18 protein-coding genes are annotated in these 19,492 nt (G+C 65.7%); 16 read left to right on the top strand and 2 right to left on the bottom strand.

Going from position 1 to position 19,492, the window contains the following annotated elements; all coding sequences use genetic code 11:
• Nucleotides 1-122: 122 nt before the first annotated feature.
• From E7811_RS02625 to E7811_RS02565, 13 genes are all read left to right on the top strand, one after another.
• The gene (locus tag E7811_RS02625) at nt 123-539 is read left to right on the top strand and encodes a TadE/TadG family type IV pilus assembly protein (RefSeq protein WP_136393031.1); all 417 of its coding nucleotides are present in this window, start codon (nt 123-125) and stop codon (nt 537-539) included.
• A 3-nt stretch (nt 540-542) separates the two neighbouring features.
• On the top strand, nt 543-1,859 hold the full coding sequence (locus E7811_RS02620; RefSeq protein ID WP_136393030.1) for a pilus assembly protein TadG-related protein: 1,317 nt from the start codon (nt 543-545) through the stop codon (nt 1,857-1,859).
• Between the two features lie 161 nt (nt 1,860-2,020).
• Nucleotides 2,021-2,545, top strand: coding sequence for a dTDP-4-dehydrorhamnose 3,5-epimerase family protein (locus E7811_RS02615; protein ID WP_136393029.1), 525 nt, complete (start codon nt 2,021-2,023; stop codon nt 2,543-2,545).
• Nucleotides 2,538-3,926, top strand: coding sequence for a glycosyltransferase family 2 protein (locus E7811_RS02610; RefSeq protein ID WP_168732906.1), 1,389 nt, complete (start codon nt 2,538-2,540; stop codon nt 3,924-3,926). Before E7811_RS02615 ends, E7811_RS02610 begins: the two co-directional genes overlap by 8 nt.
• Nucleotides 3,927-3,977: 51 nt before the next feature.
• A complete protein-coding gene (locus tag E7811_RS02605) occupies nt 3,978-5,228 on the top strand; it encodes a sarcosine oxidase subunit beta family protein (RefSeq protein WP_136393027.1) in 1,251 nt (416 codons plus the stop codon).
• A gap of 117 nt (nt 5,229-5,345) precedes the next feature.
• Nucleotides 5,346-5,642, top strand: a complete 297-nt coding sequence (locus E7811_RS02600; protein WP_136393026.1) for a sarcosine oxidase subunit delta — start codon at nt 5,346-5,348, stop codon at nt 5,640-5,642.
• Nucleotides 5,639-8,581, top strand: coding sequence for a sarcosine oxidase subunit alpha family protein (locus E7811_RS02595; RefSeq protein ID WP_136393025.1), 2,943 nt, complete (start codon nt 5,639-5,641; stop codon nt 8,579-8,581). Before E7811_RS02600 ends, E7811_RS02595 begins: the two co-directional genes overlap by 4 nt.
• Nucleotides 8,574-9,116: a sarcosine oxidase subunit gamma gene (locus tag E7811_RS02590; protein ID WP_136393024.1), complete on the top strand. Its 543-nt coding sequence runs from the start codon at nt 8,574-8,576 to the stop codon at nt 9,114-9,116. The genes E7811_RS02595 and E7811_RS02590 overlap by 8 nt, the downstream gene beginning before the upstream one ends.
• Complete coding sequence (locus E7811_RS02585; protein ID WP_211092076.1) at nt 9,116-10,261, top strand: amidohydrolase; 1,146 nt, start codon at nt 9,116-9,118, stop codon at nt 10,259-10,261. The genes E7811_RS02590 and E7811_RS02585 overlap by 1 nt, the downstream gene beginning before the upstream one ends.
• Before the next feature lie 62 nt (nt 10,262-10,323).
• A complete protein-coding gene (gene dnaG, locus E7811_RS02580) occupies nt 10,324-12,321 on the top strand; it encodes a DNA primase (protein WP_136393022.1) in 1,998 nt (665 codons plus the stop codon).
• 113 nt (nt 12,322-12,434) lie between these two features.
• Nucleotides 12,435-14,435, top strand: coding sequence for an RNA polymerase sigma factor RpoD (gene rpoD / locus E7811_RS02575; RefSeq protein WP_136393021.1), 2,001 nt, complete (start codon nt 12,435-12,437; stop codon nt 14,433-14,435).
• Nucleotides 14,436-14,538: 103 nt separating this feature from the next.
• Complete coding sequence (locus E7811_RS02570; protein WP_136393020.1) at nt 14,539-15,042, top strand: hypothetical protein; 504 nt, start codon at nt 14,539-14,541, stop codon at nt 15,040-15,042.
• A 237-nt stretch (nt 15,043-15,279) separates the two neighbouring features.
• Nucleotides 15,280-15,696 (top strand): secondary thiamine-phosphate synthase enzyme YjbQ, encoded by a 417-nt coding sequence (locus E7811_RS02565; RefSeq protein WP_136393019.1) that lies wholly within the window; start codon nt 15,280-15,282, stop codon nt 15,694-15,696.
• 3 nt (nt 15,697-15,699) lie between these two features.
• On the opposite strand, the gene yghX is transcribed toward E7811_RS02565, so the two are convergent.
• A complete protein-coding gene (gene yghX / locus E7811_RS02560; protein WP_136393018.1) occupies nt 15,700-16,587 on the bottom strand; it encodes a YghX family hydrolase in 888 nt (295 codons plus the stop codon).
• Between the two features lie 169 nt (nt 16,588-16,756).
• On the opposite strand from yghX, the gene E7811_RS02555 reads away from it, so the two are divergent.
• The 3 genes from E7811_RS02555 to ribD all read left to right on the top strand — a co-directional run bounded on the left by E7811_RS02555 (nt 16,757) and on the right by ribD (nt 18,934).
• Entirely contained in the window at nt 16,757-17,119 is a 363-nt protein-coding gene (locus E7811_RS02555) for a hypothetical protein (RefSeq protein ID WP_136393017.1), read from the top strand.
• A gap of 238 nt (nt 17,120-17,357) precedes the next feature.
• Nucleotides 17,358-17,825 carry a transcriptional regulator NrdR gene (nrdR, locus tag E7811_RS02550; protein ID WP_136393016.1) on the top strand — a complete coding sequence of 156 codons (468 nt, stop codon included), beginning with the start codon at nt 17,358-17,360 and terminating at the stop codon, nt 17,823-17,825.
• A 14-nt stretch (nt 17,826-17,839) separates the two neighbouring features.
• Entirely contained in the window at nt 17,840-18,934 is a 1,095-nt protein-coding gene (gene ribD / locus E7811_RS02545) for a bifunctional diaminohydroxyphosphoribosylaminopyrimidine deaminase/5-amino-6-(5-phosphoribosylamino)uracil reductase RibD (RefSeq protein WP_136394198.1), read from the top strand.
• Between the two features lie 97 nt (nt 18,935-19,031).
• Here the strand turns inward: ribD and E7811_RS02540 are convergent, their stop codons facing one another.
• Nucleotides 19,032-19,460: a VOC family protein gene (locus E7811_RS02540; RefSeq protein WP_136393015.1), complete on the bottom strand. Its 429-nt coding sequence runs from the start codon at nt 19,458-19,460 to the stop codon at nt 19,032-19,034.
• Between the last annotated feature and the right edge of the window lie 32 nt (nt 19,461-19,492).

The following is a 19,492-nucleotide window of genomic DNA, read 5'->3' as shown; positions in this document are numbered from 1 at the left end:
GAAATTGTTTCACGATTCGGGACTGCGGCCAGATTTGTGCCGCAGTTCCGCCCTTAATGCGCCAGCTTGGGCGATCACACCGGGTGTCGGGTGGGGTAGTGCATTCGAAAGGTGAGCTGCCCATGTGGAACTGTGCCCCAAAGAGTGCTCTGGCGTGGATCAAGCGTCAGTTTTGTAAAGAAGACGGCGGAGCCACCGTCGAGGTCATCATCTGGATGCCCTTCTTCGTCATCCTGTTTTCGCTGGTTGCGGAAACGGCGCTGATCTTCGGTGGCAAGGCCCGCATCGAGCGTGTGGTGCAAGATGTGAACCGTGCCGTGTCTGTTGGTCGTATCCGTGACCTGAACGAGGCGGAAGAACGCGTGAAGACCGCGATTGCGGATCTTGCCCCGCGGGCTGTCGTCACGACCACGGTGACGGACGGGATCATCCGGACTCAGGTCCTTGTGTATATTAGCGATTTTTCGACGCTCAGCTTCATCGATGCGTTCGACGACGTCCAGATGGCCGTCGTGTCCCAGCATTTTGCGGAGATCTGACCGATGCGCGGAAAAATCCGGAACCAAATCAATGCCTTCGTCCGCAAGGACGAAGGCGCCTCAACCGTAATGGCGCTGTTTTTCGGCTTCTCGATGCTGATGCTTTCGGGCTATGCCATCGACCTGTCGAACGCGATGGCCGTCAGGACACAGATGCAGGTCGCGGCCGATGCCGCCGCCCATGCCGCCATCCTGGAACGCGAATTCGGAACGCCGGAAACGGCGGTTGCGAAGGCGCTTGAGATCGCTGAAAGGAACATGCCCGCCGACCGGCACGGCTTTGTCATCGAGGCGCAGGACGTGCAGTTCGGCGACTATGATCCGGCCACGACCGTCTTTACCCCCGACCCCGATGCGACAGGCGCCGTGCGGGTGATCGCGCGCCGCACCACCGACCGCGGCAACCCGCATGGCAACTACTTCCTTGCCCTCGCGGGGATCGAGACGATGGACATCGTCACCGGTTCTGTCTTCGTCACCTACCGCCCGACCTGCCTGCGCGAAGGCTTCGTGGCCGAGCTTGAGGTCGATCTGCAATCGAACAACGAATACAGGGCCGGATTCTGCATCCATTCCAACAACACCATCTCGTTGAACAACAACAACATCTTCGAGACGGGGACGGTGGTTTCGCTGTCAGACGTGGACAATCTGGAACTGCCCAATTCGGGCTATGAACAGAACGAGGGCCTGCGCGAGGCGCTGCGGGAAGGAACGTGGAACATCCGCATCCTGGAACGGATCGACAACATTATCGCCGGTCTTTATGCGATGGATGACCGTTTCGTGCCCGACTACATCCTTGGCAGCGGCATGCTTACGCTGTCCACCACCAACCTGAACGCCAGCCATTTCACCTCGGGCCGGGTTCACACCTACGATTGCCCGACAAGCAACGGACGGTTGAGCTTTGCCAACGGCACGATCCTGCGCGACGTGGTGCTGGTGACGGACTGCCAGATCAAGATGGGCAACCAGATGGTGCTGGAAAATGTCGTGATCGCCACGACGAACACGGCGTCCAAATCCATCTATGCGCCGCAGGACCTTCAGATCGGGCGCGACGACAACTGCGCCGAAGGCGGGGGCTCGCAGCTGATCACGATGGGATCGGTCGATGTGGCCGGGAACCTGAAGATGTACGGCGGCCAGATCCTTGCCAAGGTCGATGTCTCCTTCGCGGCGAATGCCGGCGGATTGCACGGGGCCGCGATCGTGGCGGGCGGGACCATCTCGGGCACGTCCAACATGGACATGGGTTTCTGCGGTTCGGGCATGGAAAACAACTTCATGGCCGAATACTTCCGGCTCGCGATCTGATCTGGCGGCGTGTGCCAACAGATCAGGGGCTTGGCCCGGAAGCGCCCCGGAAGTGCCGCCTAGGCACCCCGGCAAGGACCCTGAACAGGACCACCGCGCAGCGTTGCTTTTCGCTGCGCGGTGTCGTCTTGTAGGGGCTGAGCCAACAGGCGGAGGCCCCCGTGGTCACACTCGACGATTTCACTGACGATGCACCCTGGGTACCCGCCACGCCGGCCTTCGCGGACCTCGCGGTCGAGAACCAGATCGAAGGCCTCCGGCTGCGGCGGCTGGTGTCGAACTCGGACGGGCGGGGGACGCTGACCGTGCTGATGACGGATCTTCATGATCCGTCCTTTGTCACGCCGCATGTCTATCACGTGATGGCCGAAGCCGGATCGGTCCGGGCCTGGGTCTATCACAAGCGGCAAAGCGACCGGCTGGCCTTTCTTGCCGGCAGCTTCCGGGTGGTGCTTTACGACCTGCGACCCGAAAGCCCGACGCGCGGCGCGCTGAACGTGCTGGACGTGGGGGCGGCCAATCCGGTGCTGCTGACAATTCCGGCCTTCGTGGTGCATGGGGTTCAGAACCTTGGCCATGAGGCCGCGCATTTCATCAACATGCCGACCCGGGCCTACGATCCGGCGCATCCCGACAAGTCGCGCCTCGATCGCGATCATCCGGGCATCCCCTACCGCTTTGGCTGACGCGCCCGCGATCAGCGTGATCATGGCCACCTGGGGCAGGGGGCGGCACATCCTGCCCTCGGTCCTTTCGGTCATGGAACAGGATCGCGACGACTGGGAACTGCTGGTCGTGGGCGATGCCTGCGCCGATGATACCGAGGCGGCGTTGCGCCCCTATCTTTCGCCGCGCCTGCGCTGGCTGAACCTGTCTGACCGCGTGGGCAGCCAGAGCGGCCCGAACATGGCCGGGATCGACCACGCCCGCGCGCCGCTGATCGCCTATCTGGGCCACGATGACATCTGGGAACGGTTCCACCTGTCCAGCCTCGTCGACCTTTTTGCCGCCCGGCCCGAGGTGGATTTCGCGGTGGCGGGTAGCCTGTTCCACCTTCCCACCGGCATCCGGGGGGGCATCGTTTCGGGCCTCTTTTCCGGGGATGGCGCGGTGCCCGACGGCGAGAGGCCGCATTTCTTCCCGCCCAGTTCCTTCGCGCATCGGCGCGCCGTGATCGACCGCATCGGCGGCTGGCGCCGGCCCGAGGCGATCTCGGCCCCGGTCGATGCCGATTTGCTGACGCGGGCACGGGCGGCGGGGATGGTCTTTGCCTCGACCGGGCGGCTGTCCTTGCACAAGTTCGCCGCCGGGCATCGCTATCTCAGCTATCTCAGGCCGTCGAGCGAGGAACAGGCGGCCATGCTCGAACAGGTGCGCCAGCCCGACCGCGGGCCCGCGCTGGATCGCCTGATCGCGGAATCGCAGGCGGCGGGCCGGTTCATGACCATGCGCATCGCGGATTTCGGGGCACTGCCGCCGGGCGAGGTGGCGCGGCAAAACGCCGTTCGCAAGGGGATCGAACGGGCCGGTGCCGCCCTTCTGCGGCAGGGGGCGGTGATGACGCCCGAAGCCTCGTTCTGCGCGATGGACTGGCAGGACGCTCCCCGCGACGGTATCCGCTGGACAAGGCTGAACCCCCGGCCGAAGGTGCTGATCCCGTTCCGGGGGCACGGTTTCGCGCTGATGCACATCGTCATGGCGCATCGTGATCCGGCGGCGCTGGCGGCGCTGCGGCTGGCCTGCAACGGCTCCCCGCTGGCCTGCGAACCCGCGGGGCCGGTGATCGCGCCGGCGGGCGGGGCGGTGGCCCGGCGCCTGTTCCGCGCCTGCCTGCCTCTGCTGCACGACGCCCCCTCGATCCTCGATCTTGACCTAGATCCCGACCAGGCGCCCGCGCCCGGAAGGCCGGGGATCGGCCATGGCGACATCAGCCTTGTTCCGGCCGCGCCCTTCACCGGAAAGCCGGGGCCGGTGGGCCGGTGGGCTGCGGCAAGGAACCGCGAGCGCCTTGCCCGCTTGCGACAAAGCCTGTCGCAGTCAGGCAAGGAATCCGATGCGATCCCTTGATTATTGCCACCGATCGCGGTCCAATCCGCCATCGGTGAAGGGAGACGGTCCATGCGCTATTCCGGCTTGAAGGTCCTTGGCGAAGGACTCTTTGGCAACAAGGGCTGGAAACCCGCGTGGCGCGATCCCGCGCCCAAGGCCGAATATGACGCGATCATCATCGGCGGCGGCGGGCACGGGCTGTCGACGGCCTATTACCTGGCCAAGAACCACGGGATGACCAACATCGCGGTTCTGGAAAAAGGCTATCTGGGCAGCGGCAACATCGGCCGGAACACGACCATCGTGCGCGCCAACTACTTCCTGCCGGGCAATTCGGAATTCTACAGCCATTCGCTGAAGCTGTGGGAAGGGCTGGAATCCGAACTGAACTACAACGTGATGCATTCGCAGCGCGGGCTGATCAACCTGTTCCATTCCGACGGACAGCGCGACGCCTTCGCCCGGCGCGGCAATGCGATGATCAACCAGGGCGATGACGCGATCCTGCTGGACCGCGAGGGCGTGCGCGAACATCTGCCCTATCTTGATTTCGAACAGACCCGCTTTCCGATCTATGGCGGGCTTCTGCACCCGCGCGGCGGCACGGCGCGGCATGACGCGGTGGCGTGGGGCTATGCGCGCGGCGCCGACCGGCGCGGCGTCGACCTGATCCAGAACTGCGAGGTGACGGGCATCGACGTTTCCAACGGCCGGGTGACAGGGGTGCAGACGACGCGCGGCGCGATCCGGGCCAAGAAGGTGGGGATCGTGGTCGCGGGCCGCTCCAGCCAGGTCGCCGCGATGGCGGGCATGCGCCTGCCGATCGAAAGCCACATCCTTCAGGCCTTCGTCAGCGAGGGGCTGAAGCCGGTAATCCACCATGTCATCAGCTTCGGCATGGGGCATTTCTACATCTCGCAATCCGACAAGGGCGGCCTCGTCTTTGGCGGGGATCTGGATTTCTATGCCTCCTACGCTGCGCGGGGCAACCTGCCGATGGTGGAACATGTGATGGAAGCGGGCATGACACTGATGCCGATGATCGGGCGGGCGCGCGTGCTGCGGTCCTGGGGGGGCATCATGGACATGTCGCCTGACGGATCGCCCGTCATCGACCGCACCCATGTGGACGGGCTGTTCCTGAACTGCGGCTGGAACTACGGCGGCTTCAAGGCGGTGCCGGCCTCGGGCTGGTGCATGGCCCATCTGATGGCCACCGGCCAGCCGCATGACGTCGCCCGCCGTTTCCGGCTTGACCGTTTCGCCACCGGCCACCTCATCGACGAGGAAGGCACGGGCAGCCAGCACAACCTGCATTGAGAGGCGCGCGATGACCCGGCACCTGCACCCGGCCCGATCCGAGGACGCCTCCGGCGGGGGTATTTCGATCAGGTTGAAGCCCCGTTTCCTTCCCCTCCAGCCAGTCGAGGCGATCTGATGCGTATCCCATGCCCCCTGTGCGGCACCCGTGACCGGCGCGAGTTCTATTACTACGGGTCGGATGACTATCTGAACCGGCCCGCCGCCGATGCGCCTGCCGCCGCCTGGGATGACATGCTGCACAACCGCGACAACCCCGCCGGGGTGACGCGGGACCTGTGGTATCACGAAACCGGCTGCGCCCAGTGGCTTGCGGTGACGCGCAACACCGTCACTCATGAAATCCTTGGTTCCGAACTGGTGGCCGATCTGAAGACCGGGCCGAAATCCGCGCGGAAAGGCGGTGAGAAATGAGGATCGAGGGCAAGGGGCTGATCGACCGCGACAGCCGGGTGGGCTTTCGCTTCGACGGGCGCGACTACATGGGGTTCAAGGGCGATACGCTGGCCTCGGCGCTGTTGGCCAATGGCGTGCGGCTGGTCGGCCGGTCATTCAAGTATCACCGCCCGCGCGGCATCCTGACCGCCGGATCGGAAGAGCCGAACGCGCTGGTCGAGATCCTGGAAGACGGCCAGCAGACCCCGAACACCCGCGCCACGGTGCAGGAGATCTTTGACGGGCTTCAGGCGAAAAGCCAGAACCGCTGGCCATCTGTCCGGTTCGACGCGCTGGCGATCAACGACCTTGCCGCGCCCTTCCTTTCGGCCGGGTTCTATTACAAGACCTTCATGTGGCCGCGCGCCTTCTGGGAAAAGCTGTATGAACCGGCGATCCGCCGCGCCGCGGGACTGGGAAGCCTTTCGGGCCGCCATGACGAGGCCGTCTATGAAAAGGCTTTCGCCTTCTGTGATCTGCTGGTGATCGGTTCGGGTCCTGCCGGGCTGATGGCGGCGCTGACGGCGGGCCGCGCCGGGGCGGATGTGATCCTTGCCGACGAGGATGCCCGCATGGGCGGCCGCCTTCTGGCCGAGACGGGCACCGTCGGCGGGCAGCATGGCCCCGACTGGGTGGAAGAGGTTCTGGGCGAACTGCGTGCCATGCCCAATGTGCGCCTGATGACGCGGACCACCGTGACCGGTGTCCATGACGACGGCACCTATGCCGCGCTGGAACGCGTGGGCCTGCATGTGGCGCCGCGCCCGAACCTGCCGCGCGAGTGTTTCTGGAGGATCGTCGCACGGCAGGCGGTTCTGGCCTCGGGCGCGCTGGAGCGGCCGATTGCCTTCCCCTCGAACGATCGGCCGGGCATCATGATGGCGGGGGCGGTCAGGGCTTATCTGAACCGCTGGGGTGTGGCGCCCGGCAAGCGCGTCACGCTGTTCGCCAATACCGACGCGGCCCGCGCGACCGCGCGCGACCTGATGGCCGCGGGCGTCAAGGTCGCCGCCATCATTGACCCGCGCCCCGACGCCTCGACCGTCGAGGATTGCCCGGTCTACGCGGGGGCGCAGGTGATCGACACCGCCGGGCGGCTTGGCCTGTCGCGGATCACCATCGCGCACCGCGGGTCTGAGTTCCGGATAGAGACGGATTGCCTGGCCATGTCCGGCGGCTGGAACCCTACGGTGCACCTGACCTGCCACAAGGGCGGGCGGCCCGTCTGGAACGAGGCGCTTGCGGCCTTCGTGCCCGCGCCCGGTGCGGTGGCCGGGCTGATCCCGGCGGGGTCGGCCAACGGGGCGATGTCGACCGCTGCCTGCCTGCGTGAAGGCCGGGATGCGGCCCTCAGCGCCCTGGCCGCGCTGGACCGCAGCGCGCCCGATGTGCCCCTGCCCGAGGCCGAGGACGACACCTATGGCATCGCGCCGCTCTGGCATGTGCCGGGCAAGGGCGGCATGTGGAAGCGCCAGTGGCTTGATTTCGCCAATGACGTGACGGTCAAGGACGTGAAGCTGGCGGCGCAGGAAAACTATGCCTCGGTCGAGCATATGAAGCGCTACACGACGCAGGGCATGGCCCCCGATCAGGGCAAGAATTCGAACGTCGCGGCGCTGGCAGTTCTGGCCGATGCGACGGGGCGCGGGATTCCCGAAACCGGCACCACGACCTTCCGGCCGCCCTTTGCGCCGGTGTCGGTCGCGGCGATGGGTGCGGGCGGGCGCGGCAAGGGCTTTGCGCCGCAGCGCTTCCTGACTTCGCACGAGGCCAGCCTGGAACGCGGCGCGCCGATGATCGAAGCGGGGATGTGGTATCGCCCCAGCTATTTCCCGCGCCCCGGCGAGGCGACCTGGCGCGAGGCCTGCGACCGCGAGGTGGCGATGGTGCGCCATGCGGTGGGCATCTGCGATGTCTCGACGCTAGGCAAGATCGACATTCAGGGCCGCGATGCAGCGCGGTTTCTGGATTTCGTCTATACCAACACCTTTTCGACCCTGCCGGTGGGGCGCGTGCGCTATGGCCTGATGCTGCGCGAGGATGGCCATGTGATGGATGACGGCACCACCGCGCGCCTGGGCGAGACGCATTTCCTGATGACCACCACGACCGCCGCGGCGGGCCAGGTGATGCGGCATCTGGATTTCGTCCGGCAGGCCTATTGCGCGGGCTGGGACGTGCATTGCCTCTCGGTCACGGAAAACTGGGCGCAGTTCGCGGTGGCGGGGCCGAAGGCGCGGGCGCTTCTGAATTCCGTCCTCGATGCGCCGGTCGATCCGGAAGCCTTCCCGTTCATGGCCTGCGGTCCGGTCCGGGTGCACGGAGTCGACGCGCGCCTGTTCCGCATCTCGTTCTCGGGCGAGGAAGGGTACGAGATCGCGGTGCCCGCGCGCTATGGCGAGGCGCTGTTCCGCGATCTTCTGGCGCGGGCCGAAACGATGGGCGGCGGCCCCTACGGGATGGAGGCGCTGAACGTCCTGCGACTGGAAAAGGGGTTCATCACCCATGCCGAGATTCACGGCCGCGTCACGGCCTTCGACATCGGGATGGAACGGATGATCAGCCCGAAGAAGGATTGCATCGGCAAGGCGGCGGCGCAGCGGCCCGGCCTCATGGGGCCGGAGCGCGAACAGCTTGTCGGCCTCAAACCCACGTTGCCCGACCAGATGCTGACCGCGGGGGCGCATCTGTTCACCCCCGGCGAGGAAGTCTGCCGTGCCAGTGATCAGGGCTATGTCACATCGGTCGGGCCATCGGCGACGCTTGGTCACTGGATCGGGCTGGCCTTCCTGAAGAACGGCCGCGCCCGCAACGGCGAGATGGTGCGGGTCGTCGATCACCTGCGCAAGATCGACATCCTCGCCGAGGTCTGCGACCCGGTGTTCCACGATCCCGAGGGGAGAAAGCTCCGTGCCTAGTCTGATCGCGAAAACCCCGCTTGAGGGAACATGGCCCGTAACCCACGGCGGGCTGACGCTGGCCGAGGTGGAATTGACGCGGGTGACGTCTGTTTCCGCGCCCAAGGTGGGCCGGGATCTGGCCGCGGGGCTGAAGGCGCTTGGTGTCAGCTTTCCAAAACCGAACCAATTCACAGGCTTTGACGCGGTCAGGATGGTCTGGACCAGCATGGATCAGGCATTTATGATCGGCGGCGATCCTTCCGGCCTGTCCGGCGCGGTGATGACTGACCAGTCCGATGGTTGGGCCTGCCTGCGGCTTGAGGGGGCGGGGGCGGATCAGGCGCTGATGCGGCTGGTGCCGCTGGACCTGCGCCGGGATGCCTTCCCGCCCGGCGCTGCGGCGCGCGCGCCGCTCAATCACATGCAGATGATCCTGATGCGGCTGGAGCCCGACTGTTTCGAGCTTCTGGTATTTCGGTCGATGGCCAGAACCGCCTGGCACGAGATCGAGGAAGCGATGAAATCGCTTGCCGCCCGCGCGGGCCTTGTCTGATGCTGACGAATGCCGATCTGGTCGAACTGACGGCCTTCCGGCATGCGCTGCACCGCAGGCCCGAAGTTTCCGGTGAAGAACGGGAAACCGCCGCGACCATCGTCGAGGCCCTTTCGGCGCTGCGGCCCGATCATGTCATTACGGGGTTGGGCGGTCATGGCGTGGCGGCGGTCTTTGCCGCACCCGCGCCGGGGCCGACGGTGATGTTCCGCGCCGAACTGGATGCTCTGCCGATCACCGAGCTTTCCGGCGCTGCCTATGCCTCGGAACTGCCGGGGCGCGGGCACCTCTGCGGCCATGACGGGCACATGACGATCCTGATGGCGCTGGCGCGGCTTTTATCGCGCAGGCCACCCGCGAAGGGCCGGGTCGTCCTGATGTTCCAGCCCGCGGAAGAAGACGGTTCAGGCGCTGCCGCCGTGCTGGCCGATCCGCGCTTTGCCGACGTCGCCCCCGACTGGGCCTTTGCCATCCACAACATGCCGGGCGTGGCCATCGGCGAGGCGCTCTTGGCCGAGGGGCCGGCCAATTGCGCATCGATGGGGCTGGCGATGACCTTCACCGGCAGGACCTCGCACGCAAGCCAGCCCGAGGCCGGGGTGTCGCCCGCGCCCGCTCTGGCCGAACTGATCCCCGCGCTGTCGGCCCTGGGGCAGGGGGGCGCCCTTGGGCCGGATTTCCGGCTGGTCACGATCACCCACGCGCGCCTTGGCGAACCGGCCTTCGGCATCGCGCCGGGCGAGGCGCATCTGTGGGCAACGCTGCGCACGCTTGGGGATGAGGGGATGGCCGACCTGCTGGCCTCGGCCACCGCGCTGGCCGGGGATGCCGCCGCCCGGCACGGTCTTTCGCTGTCGATCAGCCATCACGATGTCTTTCACGCCTGCACGAACGACCCCGAGGCGACGGCGATCCTGGCGCGCGCTCTGGACGCCTGCGGCATCGCGCACCGGCCCGACGATCTGCCGATGCGCGGGTCCGAGGATTTCGGGCGGTTCGGCGCGCAGGCGAAGGCCGCGATGGTGTTTCTGGGCTCGGGTCGCGACCATCCGCGCCTGCACAACCCCGATTACGACTTTCCCGATGACCTGATCCCGATCGGGGCGCGCATCTTCGAACGGATCGCGCGTGACCTGCTGGACTAGGGGGCCGCATCTTTCCGGCCATCCGACTGGACTTCACGCCCCCTTGGCCCGATATTCCGGACATGTCGCTGCCTCCCGGATTCCTTGACGAACTGCGAAACCGCGTGACGCTTTCCTCGGTCATCGGCCGGAAGGTGACCTGGGACATGCGCAAGTCGAACCAGGCCAAGGGCGATTTCTGGGCGCCTTGTCCCTTTCATCAGGAAAAATCGGCCTCGTTCCATGTCGATGACCGCAAGGGGTTCTATTACTGCTTTGGCTGCCATGCGAAGGGCGATGCGCTGTCCTTCGTGAAAGAAACCGAAAACGTGGGGTTCATGGAGGCGGTCGAGATCCTGGCGCGCGAGTCAGGGATGACGATGCCCGCCCGCGACCCCCGTGCCGCCGAAAAGGCCGACCGGCGCAGCCAGCTGGCCGAGGTGATGGAAGAGGCGGTGAAGTGGTTCCGGCTGCAGCTTCACGCTTCGGGCGGGGCCGAGGCGCGGGCCTATCTGGAACGGCGCGGGCTGCCCGGCCCGGCGCAGGACCGGTGGGAAATCGGCTGGGTACCGGATCAGCGGCAGGGGCTGTTTCACGCGCTGACCGCAAAGGGTGTTGCGCCCGATCTTCTGGTCGATGCCGGACTTTGCGCCCGCCCCGACGAGGGCGGCGCGCCCTTTGACCGGTTCCGGGGGCGGGTGATGTTTCCGATCCGCGACGGGCGCGGGCGCTGCATCAGCTTCGGTGGCCGGTCGCTGGACCCGAAGGCGCGGGCCAAGTACCTGAACGGGCCGGAAACCGACCTGTTCGACAAGGGGCGAAGCCTGTTCAACATCGCCCGCGCGCGTGAGGCGGCGGGCAAGGGACAGACGCTTCTGATGGCCGAAGGCTACATGGATGTGATCGCCCTGTCCGAAGCAGGGTTCGGCGCGGCGGTCGCGCCGCTTGGCACGGCGGTGACCGAAGACCAGTTGCGCCTGATCTGGCGGATCCACCCCGAACCGATCGTCATGCTGGACGGTGACGCGGCAGGCCAGCGCGCCGCGCTCAGGCTGATTGACCTGGCCCTGCCGCTGATGGAGGCGGGGCAGGGCCTTCGCTTTGCTGTCCTGCCTCAGGGGCTTGATCCCGATGACCTGCTGCGCAGCGCCGGGGCAGGCGCCATGCAGCAGGTGATCGACGCGGCCCAGCCGATGGTCCGCCTTATGTGGCAGCGCGAGACCGAGGGGCGCGATTTCGACAGCCCGGAACGGAAGGCCGCGCTGGACAAGTCGTTGCGCGCGACGCTGGCGCGCATCGCGGACCCGTCGATCCGGGCGCATTACGGCGAAGAGATCAAGGACCTGCGGTGGCAGCTTTTCGGCCGTGGCGGGCGGAAGCCCGCGCGCGGCGCCTCGGGCTTCCGCCCGTTCCAGGGGGGCGCACCCGGTGGCTTCGGGCGCGGCGGGCGCTTCGTGCAAGCCCCCGCCGTGCCGATGCCCGCGACGCGCGCCTCGCTTCTGGCCAGCGGGGCCGAGACCGCGGCCGATTTCGTGCGCGAGGCCGTGATCCTTGCTGCCTGCATCCGCCATCCCGCGCTGGTGGCGAAGTTCGAAACCGCGCTGGAACGGCTGGAATTTTCGACCAAGGGCCACGACCGGCTGCGCAACCTGCTGCTGTATCACCACGGGCGCGACGATCTGGAACAGGCGCTGCAGGCCGAGGCCCCGGTGGATGCCGACGAGGTGCTGCGCCACCCCCATGTTCTGGCCACCAGTGCGATCCGGGCCGGGGCCGATCCGGTTGCCGCGGAAACCTGCGTGGCCGAGGCATTGGCGCGCCTTCAGGCCGATCGTGCGCACAGGGTTGAAATCCGCGACGCCGAGGACGATCTGAAAGGGGTTGTCGACGAGGGGCTGACCTGGCGCCTGTCGCGCGCCGCCGCCGATCGGCAAAGCGCCGCCCGTGGCCCGCAGGACACCAAGGGCGACGCGATCCTGGCCTCGAACGGGGTCGAACTGGACCGCGAGGAACTGGAACGTGCCCGGCGCCTGCACGAGTCGATCGACTTCACCCGGGGCGGTCGGCCCCGCAACCATTAGGCAACGAGGAGGGGCCAAACAGGGAAAAACACCGCCCGCGCCCTTTCCCCCGCCGTGATTCGCGTTATTGATTCGTAACGCCCGCAGACCGATTCGCCCCCGAAGGAGCATCCATGGCCCTCAAAGACACCGACGACGCCAAGACCGAAGATCAGGATACCGAAGCCTCTCTGGACATGAGCCAGGCGGCGGTGAAACGGATGATCGCCGAGGCGCGCGAACGTGGCTACATCACCTATGATCGCCTGAACGCCGTCCTTCCGCCCGATCAGGTTTCCTCGGACCAGATCGAGGATATCATGGCGATGCTCAACGAAATGGGCATCGAGGTCCGCGAGGAGGACAGCGAGGAAGCCGAAGAGGGCGACGTCGCGGGCGAGCTGGTGGAAACCTCCACCTCGCGCGAGGTGGCGATTGCCGGCGGTCCTTCGGAAACGCTGGACCGCACCGACGATCCGGTGCGGATGTATCTGCGCGAGATGGGGTCGGTCGAACTGCTGAGCCGCGAGGGCGAGATCGCCATCGCCAAGCGGATCGAGGCGGGCCGCAACACGATGATCGCCGGGCTCTGCGAAAGCCCGCTGACCTTCCAGGCGATCACGATCTGGCGCGACGAACTGCTGAATGAAGAAATCCTGCTGCGCGATGTGATCGACCTCGAGGCGACCTTCGGCCGGTCGCTGGATGGCGATGACGACATGGAAGGCACGGCGCTGGACGACCTGCCCGAGGGGACGCCTGCCTCGTCGCGCAACCGCAACGGTTCGGACGAGCCCGAACTGGATGCCGACGGCAACCCGCTGTCGCGGGAAGGCGACGACGACGAGGACGACGACGCCTCGAACATGTCGCTGGCCGCGATGGAATCGGCGTTGAAGCCGCGCGTCCTGGAAACGCTGGAACTGATTGCGCGCGACTATGCCAAGCTGTCCGACATCCAGGATCGCCGGATGCATGCGGCGATGAACGAAACTTCGCGGTTTTCGCTGGAAGACGAGGCCGCCTATCAGAAGCTGCGGTCGGAAATCGTTCTTCTGGTCAACGAATTGCATCTGCACAACAACCGGATCGAGGCGCTGATCGACCAGCTTTACGGGATCAACCGCAAGATCATGTCGATCAACTCGGGCATGGTGAAGCTGGCCGATCAGGCCCGCATCAACCGCCGCGAATTCATCGACGAATACCAGGGCTATGAACTTGACCCGACCTGGCTTGACCGGATGGCGGCGAAGTCGGGCCGGGGCTGGCAGACCCTGATCGAAAAGCACCGCGACCCGATCGAGGGCCTGCGTGCCGAGATGGCGCAGGTCGGCCAGTATGTGGGCGTCGATATCTCGGAATTCCGGCGCATCGTTTCCCAGGTCCAGAAGGGCGAAAAGGAAGCCCGTCAGGCCAAGAAGGAGATGGTCGAGGCGAACCTGCGCCTGGTGATCTCGATTGCCAAGAAATACACCAACCGCGGTCTGCAATTCCTTGACCTCATCCAGGAAGGCAACATCGGCCTGATGAAGGCGGTGGACAAGTTCGAATACCGCCGTGGCTACAAGTTCTCGACCTATGCGACCTGGTGGATCCGCCAGGCGATCACCCGGTCGATCGCCGACCAGGCCCGCACGATCCGCATCCCCGTGCACATGATCGAGACGATCAACAAGCTGGTGCGCACCGGCCGACAGATGCTGCACGAGATTGGCCGCGAACCGACGCCCGAGGAGCTGGCAGACAAGCTGCAGATGCCGCTGGAAAAGGTCCGCAAGGTGATGAAGATCGCCAAGGAACCGATCAGCCTTGAAACCCCGATCGGGGACGAAGAGGACAGCCAGCTTGGCGATTTCATCGAGGACAAGAACGCCATCCTGCCGCTCGACAGCGCCATTCAGGAAAACCTGAAGGAAACCACGACGCGGGTGCTGGCCAGCCTGACCCCGCGCGAGGAACGCGTGCTGCGGATGCGCTTTGGCATCGGCATGAACACCGACCATACGCTGGAAGAGGTGGGCCAGCAGTTCAGCGTGACCCGCGAGCGCATCCGCCAGATCGAGGCGAAGGCGCTGCGCAAGCTGAAACACCCCAGCCGCAGCCGCAAGCTGCGCAGTTTCCTGGATCAGTAAGGAAAAACGCCCCCGGAAGGGGGCGTTTTGGTTTGGAGGCCCGTGGGGTATGTCTCAGAAAAGACAGCCGTTTGTTCCAATTTCGGATGAGCAGAAGCGAAGCATGATTGTTTCGATGATTGCTGTTGCGGAAGACTATGAAGCCAGTGAAGAGCTGCTGGCAGGAAAAGTTGATCCTAGGCATGGTCGTGCCGCTAATCTGCTCGGACTCCTAGCGTTTGAAATCCGTTTGAAATGTGCAGTTCTTGTGGATACGGGACAACGTCCTGTATCCCATAGTTATGATAAGTTGTTGTATTTACTATCTGAATCGGCGCGGCTTCGAATAGTTGAACTTGCTACTGACAGATCTGCGGGACATGTAGATTTCTCGCGGTTCGAAGAAATCCTTCGCAGGCTTTCTCGTGCATTCACACTTGGTCGTTACGATTATGAATTGAATGATCAGCGGCAGCCACATGAGGCGAGAGAAGCCGGATCCGTTTGGATCGCTAACGGTGGAGATCCATTTGAGGCTGATGTTGCCTTTTTCCCAATGGAGCGCGAAGCGCTAAATTTTGGGCTTGCTACATGGCTGCAAGAGAACACCGACACTTTATTGGCCTAACCGCCCCTGAATTTTCGCGCACGCCAACCTGACCATCTCCGCCCGGTTAACAGGGGCCTGCAAGGCCCCCCGGGCAGCGGATGGCCGGCCCGGCGGCCAGCCGCTTTGGGGACGCCAGCGCGATGATTGAGGTCGCGCGGATGTGGCCCTATAAAGCGGCGACCACAACCTTTGGTGCGGCAGGCCCCGGCCATCCGCTGCCCTTTCGTTCTCTCCCCCCTCAGGCCCCTCAAGCCCATGCACATCACCCTGACCATCCCCACCCATGGCCCCGGCCTTTACGAGATCACCCGCCAGGTGCGGGACTGGGCCGAAGGGGCGGGACTGTCCGAGGCGGTGCTGACGCTGATGATCCGGCACACCTCGGCCAGCCTTCTGATCCAGGAAAACGCCGACCCCGAGGTGCGGACCGACTTGACCGAATTCTTCAACCGGCTGGTTCCGCCTTCGGATCATCCCTCGATGTCCTTTCTGACCCACACCTACGAAGGCCCCGACGACATGCCCGCGCATATCAAGGCGGCCCTTCTGCCCACCTGCCTGACGATCCCCCTGATTGGCGGGCGGCTGGCGCTTGGCACATGGCAGGGAATCTACCTGATGGAACACCGCCGGGCGCCCCATGCCCGGCAGGTCGCGGCCGTCCTGCGCTGACGCTCAGGCAAGGTATTTCCCGAACCAGTCCAGCGTGCGCTGCCAGGCAAGTTCCGCCGCCGCCTGATCGTAGCGCGGCGTCGTGTCGTTGTGAAAACCGTGGTTCACGTCCGCATAGACATGGGCCTCATAGGTCGTGCCCGCCACCTTCAGCGCCGCCTCGTATTCCGGCCAGCCCGCGTTGATGCGGTCGTCCAGACCGGCATAGTGGATCAGCATCGCCGCCTTGATCTTCGCCACATCCGCTGCGTTCGGCTGGCGGCCATAGAAAGGCACGGCGGCGCGCAGTTCCGGATAGGCCACCGCCGCGGCGTTGCAGACGCCACCGCCATAGCAGAACCCCACGATCCCCACCGCGCCGGTCGATCCCTCATGCGCCATGAGATGTTCCACCGCCGCGAAGAAATCGTTCATCAGCTTTGCCGGATCGACTTGCTGTTGCAACGCGCGGCCTTCGTCGTCATTGCCCGGATAGCCACCCACGCTGGTCAGCCCGTCCGGGGCCAGCGCCAGATACCCCGCCTTGCCAAGGCGCCGCGCCACATCCTCGATATAGGGATTGAGCCCGCGGTTCTCGTGCACGACGACCACGGCGGGCAGCTTTCCGGCGGCCCCTGCCGGTCGCGCCATCAGCCCGCGCACCTCGCCATGCCCGTTGGGCGAGGGGTAGGTGACATATTCGGCGCTGATCGCCGGATCGTCCATCGGCACCTGCTGGGCCAGGGCATAATCCGGTTTCAGCATGTTCAGAAGCGCCAACGCCGTCAGCCCACCCACCGCGAACTTGCCCGCGCGGTCCAGAAATTCACGCTTCGTGATTTTTCCGTGGGCATAATAGTCATAAAGTTCAAGAAGTTCCTGGTCGAAATCCTTTGCCGTCATCCGTGTCATCGCGCATCCTCCCCTGCTTCTGTCCTGGCCAAGGATAACCGCCCAAGGGCGGGATTTCCGCTCACATTGAGGTGACGGGGAGGGGACGGAGAATTGACGGGCGGGGGGAAGCGCCGCGGCCCCTTCCGGAACGGCGCCGAGCGGTCTATCCTTGGCGCAATTGCCGGAGATGACGATGTATCGAACGATTGCCGCTTTCCTTCTTTCCGTCACCGCCGCCGGGGCGGGCATGCCGACCGTGACGCCCCTCGGGCCGGGCAGTTTCGCCGTCCATCCCGAGGGTGGGCTTTCCGCGACCGAGGCCTTCTGCGCCGCGGGCACCTATGCGCGGGGCACGCTCGGTCTTGCCACATCCGACCGGATCTGGCGTACCTCGCCCGTGCCTCGTCCCGCGGGCCAGTCGATGACCTTTTCCACCAGCCCCGAAGGCGCGGCACCCGTGACGGGCCTTCTGCTCTTTGGTCCTGATGACGGATCGGTCACCGTAGGTTTCGCAAGGGCGCTTTGCGCCGCCGTGCGCGATCTAGACTGATCGGGCATGATGCCCTATCGCGCGGGCAGGCCAGCGCCCTAGCCGAGCCGGAAATCCTGTCCGCGCCGTCCGGTCCCTCGGGAATTGAGTCCGCCACGCCACACCTGGCGCCCCCAATATCCTGCGCCCCGAATTTCGCGCTAGGCGAAATGCGCCGCCTTGCGCTAGGGTCTGTGGATAACTGGGGACGGATACCCCAGACCCGAGGCAGACAGACAAGAAACAAGGGGGACGGCCGATGCGCTGCCCATTCTGCGGTAACATCGATACCCAAGTGAAGGATTCCCGGCCCGCCGAGGATCATGTTTCCATTCGCAGGCGGCGCTTTTGCCCGGCCTGTGGCGGGCGTTTCACCACCTATGAACGGGTTCAGTTGCGCGACCTCGTGGTGATCAAGTCCAGCGGCAAGCGCGAGGATTTCGACCGTGACAAGCTGGAACGGTCGATCCGTATCGCCATGCAGAAACGCCCCATCGACCCCGACCGCATCGACCAGATGATCTCGGGCATCGTGCGGCGGCTGGAAAGCATGGGCGAAACCGACATTCCCAGCCGGACGATCGGCGAGATCGTGATGGAAAGCCTCGCGCGGATCGACACCGTAGCCTATGTCCGCTTCGCCAGCGTCTACAAGAACTTCCAGGCGGCGGACGACTTTGACAAGTTCGTCTCGGAACTGCGCCCCGGCATCAAAGAGGACGAGTGAGCGACACCGCCCACATGGCCCATGCGCTGGCTCTGGCCGCGCGGGGGCTTGGAAACACATGGCCTAACCCGGCGGTCGGATGCGTGATCCTTGCCGGGGGGGCGGAAACCGGCGGTCCTGACAGGGGCCGCATAGTGGGGCGCGGTTTCACCCAGCCGGGTGGCCGCCCCCACGCCGAACGCCTGGCGCTTGACATGGCCGGGGCGGCCGCACGGGGCGGCACGGCCTATGTCACGCTCGAACCCTGCGCCCATCATGGCAAGACCCCGCCCTGCGCCGAGGCGCTGATCGCCGCAGGCGTGGCGCGCGTGGTGACGGCGCTGACCGATCCCGATCCGCGCGTTGCGGGCAAGGGCCATGCGATGCTGCGCGCGGCGGGCATTGCCGTGACCGAAGGCGTGATGGAAGACGCCGCGCGCCGCCTGAATGCGGGCTTCCTGAAACGCGTGACCCGCGGGCTTCCTTTCGTCACGCTGAAGATGGCCGCCACGCTGGATGGCCGGATCGCCACCGCGTCGGGCGAAAGCCGGTGGCTGACAGGCTCCGGGGCGCGCCGCGCCGTCCATGCGATGCGGATGCGGCACGATGCGGTGATGGTGGGGGCGGGCACCGCCCGCGCCGATGATCCCGACCTGACGGTGCGCGACATCGGCGCAAGGCACCAGCCGGTGCGGATCGTGATCGACAGCCGCCTTGCCCACAGCCCCGACAGCCGCCTGGGCCGCAGCGCGCGCGACGTGCCGATCTGGATGCTCCATTCCCCGGATGCCCCGGCGCCGTCCCGCGCGGCCTGGGCCGCCACCGGGGCCGAACTCATCGAGGTGCCCGCGCAGGATGGCCGCGTCGATCTGCGCGCCGCACTCGGGGCGCTGGCCGGAAGGGGGCTCACGCGCGTCCTTTGCGAAGGGGGCGGGCAGTTGGCCTCGGCGCTTGTCGGCGCGGGGCTTGTCGACGAACTGGCGGTCTATCACGCCGGTTGCCTGATCGGCGCCGAAGGTGCCCCCGTGCTTGGCCCGCTGGGAATCGGCCCGCTGGCCGATGCGCCGCGCCCGCGCCTTCTGGACGTCACTGCACTTGGCCCGGATGCCCTGACCCGTTGGGCCTTCTGAGCCTGCCGCGCTTTCCTTCTGTCGATGGCATCATTGGGGGGCATGGCAAAGCCAGGAAGGGGGCTGACGGCCCCCCGTTGCCCCCGTTCCGCGGTCCCTACCAGTGGCCCGTGTTCGGCATCGAAACCCAGGGTTCGGCCGGTTCCTTCGCCCCGCCCATCTGCAACAATTCGATCGAGATATTGTCGGGGCTGCGCACAAAGGCCATGCGGCCGTCGCGCGGGGGCCGGTTGATCGTCACGCCATTGTCCATCAGGTGCTGGCACATGGCGTAGATGTCCTCGACATCATAGGCGAGGTGGCCGAAATGCCGGCTGTCCGATGGCAGGCCTTCGTCCCCGTCCCAGTTCCAGGTCAGTTCCACCGGGCATTCCGGCTGGCCGGGCGGGGCCATGAAGACCAGCGTGAAACGGCCCTGCTCGTTCTCATAGCGCCGCGTCTCTTCAAGCCCCAGAAGGCGGTAGAAGGCCATCGATTTCTCAAGGTCCAGCACCCGGACCATCGTGTGAAGGTAACGGATCTTCATCGGTCGTCTCCTTTGACGGTTTTCCCCGAACC

Origin of the sequence: Aliigemmobacter aestuarii (genome assembly GCF_004799285.1) — a bacterium.
In the GTDB taxonomy this organism is placed as follows: Bacteria; Pseudomonadota; Alphaproteobacteria; order Rhodobacterales; family Rhodobacteraceae; genus Aliigemmobacter; species Aliigemmobacter aestuarii.
Note: the sequence above shows the minus strand (reverse complement) of the source record. Positions and strands in the feature narration are given on the sequence as shown.

Coding starts and splice junctions, on each gene's coding strand:
- nrdR (WP_136393016.1), top strand. CDS start 17,358: ATGCGCTGCCCATTCTGCGGTAACATCGATACCCAAGTGAAGGATTCC.
- E7811_RS02540 (WP_136393015.1), bottom strand. CDS start 19,460: ATGAAGATCCGTTACCTTCACACGATGGTCCGGGTGCTGGACCTTGAG.
- yghX (WP_136393018.1), bottom strand. CDS start 16,587: ATGACACGGATGACGGCAAAGGATTTCGACCAGGAACTTCTTGAACTT.
- rpoD (WP_136393021.1), top strand. CDS start 12,435: ATGGCCCTCAAAGACACCGACGACGCCAAGACCGAAGATCAGGATACC.
- E7811_RS02620 (WP_136393030.1), top strand. CDS start 543: ATGCGCGGAAAAATCCGGAACCAAATCAATGCCTTCGTCCGCAAGGAC.
- E7811_RS02600 (WP_136393026.1), top strand. CDS start 5,346: ATGCGTATCCCATGCCCCCTGTGCGGCACCCGTGACCGGCGCGAGTTC.
- dnaG (WP_136393022.1), top strand. CDS start 10,324: ATGTCGCTGCCTCCCGGATTCCTTGACGAACTGCGAAACCGCGTGACG.
- E7811_RS02625 (WP_136393031.1), top strand. CDS start 123: ATGTGGAACTGTGCCCCAAAGAGTGCTCTGGCGTGGATCAAGCGTCAG.
- ribD (WP_136394198.1), top strand. CDS start 17,840: ATGGCCCATGCGCTGGCTCTGGCCGCGCGGGGGCTTGGAAACACATGG.
- E7811_RS02595 (WP_136393025.1), top strand. CDS start 5,639: ATGAGGATCGAGGGCAAGGGGCTGATCGACCGCGACAGCCGGGTGGGC.
- E7811_RS02585 (WP_211092076.1), top strand. CDS start 9,116: ATGCTGACGAATGCCGATCTGGTCGAACTGACGGCCTTCCGGCATGCG.
- E7811_RS02565 (WP_136393019.1), top strand. CDS start 15,280: ATGCACATCACCCTGACCATCCCCACCCATGGCCCCGGCCTTTACGAG.
- E7811_RS02605 (WP_136393027.1), top strand. CDS start 3,978: ATGCGCTATTCCGGCTTGAAGGTCCTTGGCGAAGGACTCTTTGGCAAC.
- E7811_RS02555 (WP_136393017.1), top strand. CDS start 16,757: ATGACGATGTATCGAACGATTGCCGCTTTCCTTCTTTCCGTCACCGCC.
- E7811_RS02570 (WP_136393020.1), top strand. CDS start 14,539: ATGATTGTTTCGATGATTGCTGTTGCGGAAGACTATGAAGCCAGTGAA.